Here is an 11,724-nt window from a genome sequence, read left to right on the forward strand (position 1 = left end):
ATGGCCCAGATCATAGTCAAAAACGTAAAGAAGATGTTCGGCGATTTCACTGCTGTACGCGAAAGCTCTTTTACAATTGAGGACGGTGAGTTTTTCATGCTGCTTGGTCCGTCGGGATGTGGAAAGACGACAACGCTCAGGATGATTGCGGGGCTGGAACTTCCGACTTCCGGCGAAATCTATCTGGATGGTGAGGAAATCAGCCAAAAGCCGCCTTCAGAACGTGACATAGCGTTCGTTTTCCAGATGTTCGCGCTGTATCCGCACATGAATGTTCGCAAGAACATCAGCTATCCACTGATTTCACAAGGCATGTCACGTGCGGCCGTCAAAGCCAAAGTCGAAGAAGTTGCCGGAATTCTGGGGATAACTGACATTCTGGAAAGCCCGGTGGGGGGGCTTTCGGGTGGCGACAGGCAGCGCGTGGCACTTGGGCGGGCGATCGTTCGCGAGCCCAAAGCGTTCATGATGGACGAACCTCTCGGCGCTTTGGACGCCGAATTTCGCGAGCATATGGCTGAAGAGTTGCGCGCGCTTCACGATCGCATGGGAGCGACAACGGTTTACGTCACACACGATCAGCTAGAGGCCATGCAGATGGGCGACAAGATTGTTGTCATGAATAACGCAGTGATCGAACAATTCGGAACGCCGCAAGAAATCTACGACAAACCTGCGACCATGTTTGTGGCGGATTTCATAGGATCTCCGTCAATGAACTTCTTGCTGTTTCAGGGAAAAGTGGCACCCGGCTCTGAAAGGGTCAGGCTGAACGGCCATGACGAAGCGGTCCCGAAGCTGATGGAGGGGGCGGAAGGGGAACTGGTCTTCGGTGTCCGGCCGGAACATGTGTTTTTGTCCGACGACAGCGACTATAGGGCCCAAGTTCTGGCAGCTGAATACCTGGGGACAACCCAGATCGTGACATTGCAAAGCCCGAACGGTGAGTTGAAGGCCCGCATCGGCGCAGGTGAAAAGGTTGCGCCGGGTGAAACCGTGGGATTGGATTTCCGTTCGACAACGGTGACTCTTTTTGAGCGCTCCACGGGCCGGGCGCTGAAATCCGCCCTGAACGAAGAGGTGCTGAGCAATGGCTGAAGTCATTTTGCAGAGCATCTCGAAGTCATTCGGAACTGTTCAAGCCGTCGACGGTATCTCGATGACAATTCCCGATGGTGCCTTCGTCGTGCTTTTGGGTCCGACAGGTGCGGGAAAAACGACAACGCTTCGATTGATTTCCGGACTCGAGAAGATGGATTCGGGATCGGTACGCATCGCCGGCCGAGATGTTGGCCTGGAAACGCCTGCCCAACGCGATGTGGCGATGGTTTTTCAGCAATATTCGCTGTACCCGCATATGACGGTACGCGAGAATCTGTCGTTTCCACTGCGTTCGCCGATCCTGAAAACCCCTGAGGATCAGATCAAGAAAAAGGTGAACGAAGTCGCGGAAATCCTGCAAATCCCGAACAAGCTGGACAACAAGGCCACGGAATTGTCCGGCGGAGAGATGCAGCGTGTTTCGATTGGCCGCGCATTGGTGCGGGATCCCCAAATTTTCTTGATGGACGAGCCGCTTAGTTCACTGGATGCCAAGCTGAGAGCGGATCTGCGCGTCGAGCTCAAGAGAATTCAGGCCGACCTTGGGTCTACGCTTTTGTATGTGACTCATGATCAGGTTGAGGCCATGACAATGGCAACGCATATCGGAGTTCTGGAAGAGGGCAGGCTGGTTCAGTACGGCACGCCAAGGGACATCTATGAAAACCCGTGCAGTGTTTATGTTGCCAGTCGATTGGGTCTGCCGCGGATAAATATCCTTCCGTCGGAGTTGTTCGGAGGAGATCACAAGGGCCTGCAGATTGGTCTTCGCCCGGAAAACATCATTGAAGGCGAAGGCAGTGACGCGCGCGTGATACGTGCCGAACACCTGGGTGACCAAACCCGACTTCATCTGGACTTGAATGGCCACCCGGTCGTGACGCTGATCGATGTCCATCAAGATTACCCCGCAGGTAAGACTATCAAAATTAGCCCACGAAACCCGTTGTATTTTGACGCGTCCGGCGCGCGCGTGAATTAAGGAGCAAAAGCATGGCCCAGTTCCTCAACACAAAAGAAACCCTCGTGACCGAGGCGATAGATGGTCTTCTTGCATCCTCAGGTGGGGCACTGACCAGATTGGATGGGTACCCTCATATCAAAGTTGTCTACAGATCGGATTGGGACAAATCGAAAGTCGCCCTGGTTTCGGGCGGAGGTTCCGGCCACGAACCTGCCCATGCCGGGTTTGTGGGCGCGGGAATGTTAACTGCGGCCGTATGCGGAGAGGTTTTCGCTTCCCCATCGGTAGAAGCTGTCCTGGCGGGCATTCTGGCCGTGACCGGTGAGGCGGGGTGTTTGCTGATCGTCAAGAATTATACTGGCGACCGGCTGAATTTTGGACTGGCGGCCGAGCGCGCCCGCGCATTGGGGCGCAAGGTGGAAATGGTGGTGGTCGATGATGACATCGCCCTTCCTGACCTTCCGCAACCGCGTGGCGTGGCAGGGACCTTGTTCGTGCACAAGATTGCCGGAGCATTGGCAGAACGTGGGGCTGATCTGGAAACTGTAACCAAGGCCGCTAAGAACGTAGTCGAGAAAGTAGTCAGTATCGGGATGAGTTTGGACACCTGCACCGTTCCGGGTTCCCCGAAAGAAGACAGGATTGCCCCCGGCAAAGCAGAGCTCGGGTTGGGTATTCACGGCGAGCCAGGTGTTGAGCAGGTGGAGTTCGCAAATGCCGTGACCGCAATGTCCACCGTCGTGGAAAAGTTGCAGCAGCGAGTGGGGGCGGGTGACTGCGTGGCGCTGGTAAACAATTTGGGGTCTACAACACCGCTTGAGATGTCTGTTTTGACGCACGCCTTGTCCGAAACCGGTATCGCGGGACATATTATCGGTCCGGCACCGCTGATGACTTCGCTGGACATGCATGGATTTTCTGTTTCGATTCTGCCGGTTGATCCGAGTGACTTGTTGGCGCTGGAAGAACCGGTCGAGTTGGTGGCATGGCCAGGGGTCAAAACGATAAAGCCGGTTCGAATTGCTCCTTTGCCAGATGGTTTGACCCCGATTGACCCCATCCCGTCGAACAACCCGGCGACCAAGGAAACAATAAATCGCTTGGCCGAACTGCTGATCCAAGCCGAGAAAGACCTGAACGAATTGGACGCGAAATCCGGAGATGGAGATACGGGCAGTACCTTGGCGACAGCAGCCAGATCTTTGCAGGGAAGCCTGGATCGAATGCCTCTTGCGGACCTGACGCAATTGTTTCCCGCGCTGGGCAATGAGCTGAGCCAGACCATGGGGGGATCTTCCGGTGTGATCCTGGCGATCTTTTTCAATGCCGCCGGAGACGCCTGTGCCAGTGGCGCTTCCATATCAAAGTCTTTGGTCGAAGGTCTGAACCGGGTCAGCCAAGTAGGTGGGGCCAAAGTTGGCGACAGGACAATGATTGATGCTCTGGCACCTGCGCTTGAGGCGCTACCTTCAGGGCTGGTGCAAGCCGCGAAAGCCGCGCGCGAAGGTGCTGACAAAACCGCAAATATTCATCGTGCCAAAGCAGGCCGTGCAGCCTATGTTCCCGAAGAAAACCTGATCGGACATAACGACCCGGGTGCAGAAGCTGTTGCATTGTTGTTCGAAGGCTTGGCACGGGAGATTGAGGGCTGAAAGACACGTGGAAGACCAAAAGCAAAAACTAGAATTGGTGAAAAAGCCAACCGTAAACGACATCGCGCGCGTTGCGGGTGTCAGTCTGGCGACTGTTGACCGGGTCTTGAACAGGCGTCCCGGTGTGCGGGCGGTGACCGTGCAGAAAGTGCAAAAGGCGATTGATGAACTTGGGTATGTGCGCGACACCGCTGCTGCCAACCTCGCGCGGAACCGTGTCTACAATTTCGTCTTTATTCTGCCGGATGCCGGTAATGAATTTGTCGAGGCAATATGCGATCAGATAGCTGAACAATCGCGCGATCAGTTCATCGAAAGAACACGGGTCACGATAAAAAAGGTCGCTCCGTTCGAGCCTCAGGACATAGTCAACATTCTGGATGGGGTCGACCGCCTGAACGTCGACGGAGTGGCCGTATTCGGGCCGGAAACGCCTTCGGTCCGCGACGCTGTGAAGAGGGTCAGGGACAAAGGCATTCCAGTGGTTGCATTGGTGTCCGACTTGCCAAGCTCGGACAGAGATCATTTTGTCGGGATCGATAACGTTTCGGCCGGGCGAACCGCAGCTCAGTTGATGGGGCGCTTTGTGCATCGTCCGGGTAAGGTTTTGGTTCTGACGGGCTCACGTTTGGCACGTGATCATCTGGAGCGGCGCCAGGGATTTGATCTTGTTGTCGCTGAAGAATTCCCTCATCTGGAAGTCGTGGCGTCTGTCGAGGGCAGGGATGACCCGGATCTGATCTACAAGATGATGCCTGGGATATTTGAAACCTACCCTGACCTGGTCGGAATATACTCTTCCGCCGCGGGCAATGCGGGTTTGGTTCAATTTCTGTCAGAGAGCAGGATCAGCAAGGATCTGGTCATTATCGCGCATGAACTCACGCCGCTTAGTCGTGATGCGCTTCGCCGTGGCACCTTTGACGCGCTGATCTCGCAGGACTCCGGGCATCTGGTGCGGTCCGCCGTGCGTCTGTTGCGTGCAACATCGGACAAAGTCCCTTTCAACAAATCACAGGAACGCATCCGCATCGACATCTATCTGAAGGAAAACTTGCCGCCATAGAGGCATTGGTTTCGGGGAGGAAACTGAATGAAGACGATCAAAGGGCCTGCATTATTTCTTGCACAATTTGCCGGTGACGAAGCGCCGTTCAATTCATGGGACGCCATAACCAAATGGGCGGCGGATTGCGGATACAGGGGCGTTCAAGTGCCCAGTTGGGACGGGCGGTTGTTCGACCTTGAAACGGCCGCGACAAGCAAAGACTATTGCGATGACTTCAAGGGCAAAGCCCAAGAGAACGGCGTTGAAGTCACGGAATTATCGACGCACCTGCAAGGCCAACTTGTCGCTGTTCACCCGGCCTATGATACGGCGTTTGATGGTTTTGCGGCCGAAAGCGTCAGGGGAGACCCCAAAGCCCGGCAGGAATGGGCCGTTGATCAGGTCAAGAAAGCGCTTTCAGCTTCTCGGAATTTGGGAATCTCGGCTCATGCAACATTCTCTGGCGCGCTGGCCTGGCCTTACGTGTATCCTTGGCCCCAACGTCCTGCTGGTCTGATTGAAACCGCATTTGATGAGCTTGCCCGTCGTTGGGTGCCGATTTTGGACCACGCCGAAGACTGTGGCGTTGATGTTTGCTATGAAATCCACCCCGGCGAGGATCTTCATGACGGGGTGACATACGAAATGTTCCTTGAACGAACAGGCAACCATGCGCGGGCGTGCATGCTGTACGACCCGTCGCATTATGTCCTGCAATGCCTCGATTACCTTGACAATATCGACATCTATAAAGACCGCATCCGGATGTTTCACGTAAAGGATGCCGAGTTCAATCCGACCGGAAGGCAAGGTGTCTATTCCGGCTATCAAAGCTGGGTCGATCGGGCAGGGCGGTTTAGGTCACTTGGCGATGGACAGGTGGATTTCGGGGCTGTCTTTTCCAAGATGGCGGCAAACGACTTTGATGGCTGGGCCGTGGTCGAATGGGAATGCTGCCTGAAACATCCCGAGGACGGCGCGCGTGAAGGTGCGCAGTTCGTTTCTGATCATATTATTCGCGTGACCGAGAAGGCCTTTGACGACTTTGCCGACGGCGGCACCGACGAAGCGGCCAATCGGAAAATGCTGGGGATAGGCTGATGGTAACAGGACGCAACGAAGAAAGAGCGGGGCGCATTCGCCTTGGTATGGTCGGCGGTGGAAACGATGCTTTTATCGGCGGTGTCCACCGCATAGCTGCGCGACTGGATGACAAGTTCGAGCTGGTTGCAGGCGCGTTGTCCTCGACGCCCGAAAAATCTCGGGAAAGCGGCGAGGCGCTGGGCCTCGAGCGGGTTTACGATGACTTCAAGCAGATGGCGATGCGAGAAGCGCGTTTGAAATCCGGGATCGAAGCGGTTTCGATCGTCACGCCAAATCACGTTCACTATGCTGCCGCGCGTGAGTTTCTGAAACGCGGCATTCACGTGATTTGCGATAAGCCGCTTACGTCGACCCTTGGTGATGCGAAGAAACTGGTCAAAACCGCTGAAAACTCAAACGCGCTGTTCATCCTTACCCACAACTACACGGGCTATCCAATGGTTCGGCAAGCGCGTGAGATGGTTGCCAACGGGGATATCGGAAAAATCCGCGTGGTTCAGGTTGAGTATCCCCAAGACTGGCTGACCGAGCCGCAGGATTTCAAGCAGGCCGAGTGGAGGACTGATCCGGAACGCTCCGGTGCCGGAGGATCAACCGGTGATATTGGAACTCATGCGTATAATATTGCCTGCTTTGTAACTGGAATGAGGGCAGAAAGCCTTGCGGCGGATTTGCAGGCTTTTGTGCCGGGTCGTCAGGTCGACGATAACGCGCATGTGTTGCTGAGGTTCCAAGGCGGAGCCCGTGGCATGCTGTGGTCTTCGCAGGTTGCGCCCGGTAACGAAAACGCTCTGCGATTGCGTGTGTACGGCGAAAAGGGCGGCATCGAGTGGGCTCAGGAAGACCCGAACTATCTTTGGTTTACTCCTTACGGAGAGTCAAAGCGTCTGATCACCCGAAATGGGGCTGCGGCAGGGGATGCGGCCAATCGGCTCAGCAGAGTGCCCCCGGGACACCCCGAAGGTTACTTGGAAGGGTTCGCCAATATCTATGGCGAAGCAGCCGAAGCCATACTGGCGTTCAGAAACGGAAGTTCACCTGACGCATCCGTTGTCTATCCAACGGTCCGGGATGGGCTTGAAGGCGTCAGGTTTGTGGCCGCATGCGTGCAAAGCTCTGCCAGAAATTCGGCCTGGGTAAAGCTGGAGTGAGGCTTTCTGCTTTGCGGGTTGAATTGCCGGCCTCGTATGAAAAACCGGGTTGAGGCGGGCAGGCGCCTCAACAATCGACGCGGCCATTTTGTATAAGCTAACTTAGGCCGTGTCACAAACAACGTGCTGCTAGCACTTCCACGGCGTCATCAAAGGTTTGGGCGCTATTCTCGGCCCGCGCCGTCAGATGAGCGCCTTCCAGCAAGGCCAATGCCGCGCGTGCTTCTGCTTTCGGATCTTCAACGCCAGTGATCGAATGATCGGTTTTGCCAAGCGCAAAGACATTCTCGATCCACCGGGTCATCATGCGCCGGAACTCGCGGATTTTGTCGGTGACCTCATTCGACAAGCTTTCCCGGCTGATGATCAGCGACACACATAAGCACAGGGTTTTTCCGTCGTTCAAAGCCGCGCGATACAGCGCGATCAGCGCACGCATACGCCCGCCCGCCGTGTCACAAGTTTCCTCGATCTCGTCGCAGCGTCCCGTAGACTCGGTATGGTAGCGTGTCATTAAAGCGGCTGACAGCGCGGCTTTGGTCGGGAAGTGATAGTGGATCGATGCCTTGCGGATGCCCACATCATTGGCGAGGTCGGCATAGCTGAAGCCGTCGAAGCCTTTGCTGCGTACGGCAAATTCGGCAGAATTCAGCAAAGCGGTTTTTGTATCTAGTTCCATACCACGTTCATCCTATTTGCGCTCAACAATGCCGCGGTGTTTTCTGCTGCTTCCAATGCACCTTCCAGATATCCCCCAAATTGCGCGGCTGTTTCGGTGCCACTGAAAATGATCCGGTCTTCCCAGATCCGTGTCATGGCCTTCGGCATGCCGTACTGCGGATGGGCATATACGGGCTGAAGGTCCAGGTCGGTCGCTGTGAAGCGATCAAACGCCCAGTCTTTTAGCAAAAGCGCGCCGGGGCTGGTCGCCTTGCGCCCGAACAATCGCCCCAGCTGAGCCAGAACCTGCTGCCGCAAATCCCCTTCATCCCGGCGAGCTTGCGCGGGGATGCCGATGAAACCGAACAGCGCGAAGGGACCACCGCTGGCAGGCGACGCGTCGTGGATTTCCACCATGGGACCGTGCCGGCTCATAGCATCCCCTGACAGTCCGTCTTCGCGCCAGAACGGAGTGTCATAGACCGCAACCGCTTTGGCCTGCCCGGCCATCCAGGTCGCGATGTGCCGCATGGCTGACAACGTGCCATCGGGCAGGGCGGGCTCATAGATCAACTCGGCCGCGATGCGTGGGGGCACGGCAAGTACCACACGGTTTGCCAAAATATGCTGCCCAGATTGCGTGGTGACCCGAACCCCACCTTCGGTGCAGGCCAAGGCGGTGATCTGCGTGGACAGGTGAATTGCCCCATCCGGCAACCGTGCCGACAGCGCATCTGTCAAAGCAGCGAGCCCCCCGACCAGACGATATGACCCTTCCATGGATGAAAACCCGCGGCCCCGCTCAACACGGCCCTGTTCATCTTCGAAACTCAGCGCGCCGGAACTGAATTGGTCAAACCGGTGCAGGCCCAGCCGGTCTGTCAGCGCTGCGATACGTGGCTGCCCGGGCCAGAACCAAGCCGGACCCATGTCCAGATGGGCGTTCCCCTGAACCTCGGTCAGAATGCGTCCGCCCAGACGGCTGCGCGCCTCAACAACCAGAACTTCCTGACCCTGATCCACAAGCTGTGTCGCCAGGCTGAGCCCAGAAAGCCCGCCGCCGATGATGAGCGTATCGGTGCGCATGGATCAGAACCCCTCAGTTGAAGGACGCAGGTCCAGCTCGTGGGTCCAAGTCGACCTGGGTTGTTGCGCCAGTTGCCAATATACCTCGGCAATATCTTCGGGCTTCATCATTTTGGCTGGGTCCAGACTGTGCCGGTCGCGTGACCGGGCCGTGTCGATTATGCCGTCCAGAATGAAATGCGTGATATGCACGCCCGCCGGTTGAAACTCTCGTGCAAGCGATTGTGTCAGCCCGCGCAGGGCAAACTTGGCCGAAGCAAATGCTGAAAACTGTGCACCACCGCGCAGAGAGGCGGTTGCATCCGACACGATCAAGGTTCCGCCACCGCCACGGACCATCGGCTGCATCACCGATTGCGCCAGCACGATCAGCGTTTGCACCATCGACGTCCAGCTTCGCTGGTAATCGTTGAGCGTTGTTTTCAGGAAGGGTGAGATCACCAGTTCTGCGGTGTTGTGCACCACGATCTTGGGCGGCCCGTAAGTGGCAATCAAATCGGCTATGACCGGTGCCGTTTCGTCGGGGTCGGACAGATCGACCTGATGAAAGGAACCGATTGGGTTGTCGGGTTGGGTTCGGCCCAGACCCACGGTCACCATGCCTTCGGCCTGGAAACGCGACACCAACTCCTGGCCAAGCCCAGCCCCCGCTCCGGCGACGAGCGCCAAGGGTTTTTGTTCAGACATCGGTCACACCGCCGGCGGTTGGGCGTAAGGCAGGTGGCCTGTTTTCATCCAGATCTTGGCCCCGTTCGCCCCCGCAACGGCCGTCAGGCTGTGGCCTTCAGGCAGGCGCAGCCAATCGTTTTTGACCAGTTCGCCCCCGCCTTCGGTGACCGACCCGTCGATTATCAGAACCTCGATCCCGCCAGGGGCGTCCGAGCGCAGCGTCGCGCCCGCGTCCAGATCGGAGTAGGTCACTATCTCGCGCGCATCCTCATGCAGGACTGCGGTGGCGATGCCGTTCGCGGGCGCGCGCAGCTCATCCACCATGTTTTTGCGAAACTGGGTTCGGTCGTTCATGTCGAATTGCCAGAGCTTGACGAAGATCGTGCATCCCGGTTCCGACCCCGGTGTGTGTTGCGAGGTTGGCGGATTGCGCACATAGGTGCCCGCCGGATAGTCACCGTGTTCATCCTGAAATACACCGTCAAGGACAATGAATTCCTCGCCGCCGGTATGGGTGTGTGCAGAGAAATGACTCCCCGGCGCATAACGCACGATAGTGGTGGCCCGTGCGACCTCGCCTCCGATCCTGTCCAACATCCTGCGATCCACACCCTTCATGGGAGAGGCCTGCCATTCCAGCTGGTCAGAGTGAACGACAACGCGGTCAGAGAAGTCCGAATTGATTTCCATGGGGTCAGGTCTCTTCCTTGGTTACGACGCATGATATTATCTACTAGTAGGTAGGTAAGCGCCAGCTGCAAAACTAGAATACTCAACACGTTTCACAGAGTGTTGAACGGTTTCTTGTCAGGGGGGGCTTGGTCGTACGGTCAGGTGGCGGAACCGCCACGGAGAGGTTTCACGCCTCGTTTTGAGGGTGGGGCGTGCGCGACACGCTTTATCAGGTGCAGCAATATCTGCTTGATATCAATTGCTTCCTGCAAAAGGAAAGCATCAAAAGCCGTTTTGAAACTGGCTGTGCCTTCCGCACGAGGCAATTCAGTGCCCAAGAAATCAGCGGGAATTTTCGGTTTCAGAGGTTTCGGAAGTACCGCATTGAATTGCAAGAAGCCGAAACAAACTTATGATAATATCGCATTCATGAGGTAGAAAGACGTAACCCTTGATGGGCAACGCATCCGCATGCTTCACTTTCGGGGCTATGTCAGCATTTGATTTTGCTGGCCCCAAAAAACCGAAAGGCACTACCTTTCCACACCAAAAACCTGAGCGCACCGCCGCCCGAGAGGGTGAGAAAAACAAGCGCGGAAGCTACCCAACACGGAGATATCAGATGAAAAAAATTGCAACGCTACTTGGAAGCGCGTCTTTCGCGATTGCCGGGCCGGCCATGGCCGCGGATATCGTGATCGGTGTGCCCAACTGGGCCTCGGTGAACGCCACGGCACATATTCTTGAGGTCGTGATCGAAGAAAACCTCGGCCTGGACGTGGAATTGCAAAACGGCACCAACCCGATTGTCTTCGAGGCGATGGACAGCGGTTCGATGCATGTCCATCCGGAAGTGTGGATGCCCAATCAGCAGAACCTGCACGATACCTATGTCAAGGAAAACGGCACCGTCGTCATGAACCAAAACCCGGTTCAGGCCGAACAGGGCATGTGCGTGCCGACCTATATCGCGGAACAATATGACATCAAATCGATCGATGACCTGAGCGACCCCGACAAGGTTGCGATCTTTGATACTGATGGCAACGGAACACCCGAGGTATGGATCGGTGCGCCGGGTTGGGCGTCGACCGTTGTCGAGAAGATCCGGGCCAAGTCCTATGGCTATGACCAGATCTTCGAGCTGACGGAATACGAAGAAACCATTGCCTATGCCAATCTGGCAAATGCAACCAAAGCGGGCGACCCGTGGATCGGGTTTTGCTACAGCCCCCACTATATCTTCGTGACACAGGATCTGACGGTTCTGGAAGAACCGCCTCATGATCCGGCCACCTGGACAATCGTTCAGCCCACGGATGATCCGGATTGGTTGTCCAAGTCCGAGGCGTCCTCGGCCTGGAACGGAGCAACGCTTCACTTGCACTACGCCAAGGAACTGGAAGAGAGCTATCCCGAAGTGGCCGCCCTGTTCAGCAACTACCAGATGACAGGCGACGATCTTAGCGCGATGGGTAAGGCGCTGGCCGTCGACAACATCGAAGCTGCGGATTTCGCCAAGGAATGGGTGGCTGCGAATGAAGACACCGTCATCGGCTGGCTGACCAACTAAATCACCACTCTTTGGGCCGTCGCGCAAAACCGCGGCGGCCTTTT

Annotated in this window: 12 protein-coding genes; 8 read left to right on the forward strand and 4 right to left on the reverse strand. The window is 56.4% G+C overall.

Going from position 1 to position 11,724, the window contains the following annotated elements; genetic code table 11:
* Genes GOW04_RS01620 through GOW04_RS01645 form a run of 6 tightly spaced genes read left to right on the forward strand, consistent with a single transcriptional unit; the run spans position 1 to position 7,020 of the window.
* Entirely contained in the window at positions 1 to 1,098 is a 1,098-nt protein-coding gene (locus GOW04_RS01620) for an ABC transporter ATP-binding protein (RefSeq protein WP_171231352.1), read from the forward strand.
* Positions 1,091 to 2,083, forward strand: coding sequence for an ABC transporter ATP-binding protein (locus GOW04_RS01625; RefSeq protein ID WP_171231353.1), 993 nt, complete (start codon positions 1,091 to 1,093; stop codon positions 2,081 to 2,083). Before GOW04_RS01620 ends, GOW04_RS01625 begins: the two co-directional genes overlap by 8 nt.
* Before the next feature lie 11 nt (positions 2,084 to 2,094).
* Positions 2,095 to 3,717, forward strand: coding sequence for a dihydroxyacetone kinase subunit DhaK (locus GOW04_RS01630; RefSeq protein ID WP_152458513.1), 1,623 nt, complete (start codon positions 2,095 to 2,097; stop codon positions 3,715 to 3,717).
* Positions 3,718 to 3,754: 37 nt separating this feature from the next.
* The gene (locus GOW04_RS01635; RefSeq protein WP_371808009.1) at positions 3,755 to 4,783 is read left to right on the forward strand and encodes a LacI family DNA-binding transcriptional regulator; all 1,029 of its coding nucleotides are present in this window, start codon (positions 3,755 to 3,757) and stop codon (positions 4,781 to 4,783) included.
* Between the two features lie 27 nt (positions 4,784 to 4,810).
* Positions 4,811 to 5,866 carry a sugar phosphate isomerase/epimerase gene (locus GOW04_RS01640; protein ID WP_171167441.1) on the forward strand — a complete coding sequence of 352 codons (1,056 nt, stop codon included), beginning with the start codon at positions 4,811 to 4,813 and terminating at the stop codon, positions 5,864 to 5,866.
* Positions 5,866 to 7,020, forward strand: a complete 1,155-nt coding sequence (locus GOW04_RS01645; protein WP_171231354.1) for a Gfo/Idh/MocA family protein — start codon at positions 5,866 to 5,868, stop codon at positions 7,018 to 7,020. The genes GOW04_RS01640 and GOW04_RS01645 overlap by 1 nt, the downstream gene beginning before the upstream one ends.
* Before the next feature lie 112 nt (positions 7,021 to 7,132).
* Here GOW04_RS01645 and GOW04_RS01650 read toward each other — a convergent pair whose 3' ends face one another.
* From GOW04_RS01650 to GOW04_RS01665, 4 genes are read right to left on the reverse strand one after another with little or no spacing between them, the layout of a single operon-like run.
* Positions 7,133 to 7,699 carry a TetR/AcrR family transcriptional regulator gene (locus tag GOW04_RS01650; protein ID WP_171231355.1) on the reverse strand — a complete coding sequence of 189 codons (567 nt, stop codon included), beginning with the start codon at positions 7,697 to 7,699 and terminating at the stop codon, positions 7,133 to 7,135.
* Positions 7,690 to 8,766, reverse strand: coding sequence for an NAD(P)/FAD-dependent oxidoreductase (locus tag GOW04_RS01655; protein ID WP_171231356.1), 1,077 nt, complete (start codon positions 8,764 to 8,766; stop codon positions 7,690 to 7,692). Before GOW04_RS01655 ends, GOW04_RS01650 begins: the two co-directional genes overlap by 10 nt.
* A 3-nt stretch (positions 8,767 to 8,769) precedes the next feature.
* The gene (locus tag GOW04_RS01660) at positions 8,770 to 9,453 is read right to left on the reverse strand and encodes an SDR family NAD(P)-dependent oxidoreductase (RefSeq protein ID WP_171231357.1); all 684 of its coding nucleotides are present in this window, start codon (positions 9,451 to 9,453) and stop codon (positions 8,770 to 8,772) included.
* Positions 9,454 to 9,456: 3 nt separating this feature from the next.
* Positions 9,457 to 10,125, reverse strand: coding sequence for a cupin domain-containing protein (locus GOW04_RS01665; RefSeq protein ID WP_171231358.1), 669 nt, complete (start codon positions 10,123 to 10,125; stop codon positions 9,457 to 9,459).
* Between the two features lie 194 nt (positions 10,126 to 10,319).
* On the opposite strand from GOW04_RS01665, the gene GOW04_RS01670 reads away from it, so the two are divergent.
* Both GOW04_RS01670 and GOW04_RS01675 read left to right on the forward strand, forming a co-directional pair.
* Positions 10,320 to 10,523 carry a hypothetical protein gene (locus GOW04_RS01670; protein ID WP_171231359.1) on the forward strand — a complete coding sequence of 68 codons (204 nt, stop codon included), beginning with the start codon at positions 10,320 to 10,322 and terminating at the stop codon, positions 10,521 to 10,523.
* Positions 10,524 to 10,729: 206 nt separating this feature from the next.
* Entirely contained in the window at positions 10,730 to 11,680 is a 951-nt protein-coding gene (locus GOW04_RS01675) for a glycine betaine ABC transporter substrate-binding protein (RefSeq protein WP_152458505.1), read from the forward strand.
* Positions 11,681 to 11,724 lie beyond the last annotated feature (44 nt).

It is taken from the genome of Ruegeria sp. HKCCA4812 (genome assembly GCF_013034245.1).
Lineage (GTDB): Bacteria > Pseudomonadota > Alphaproteobacteria > Rhodobacterales > Rhodobacteraceae > Ruegeria.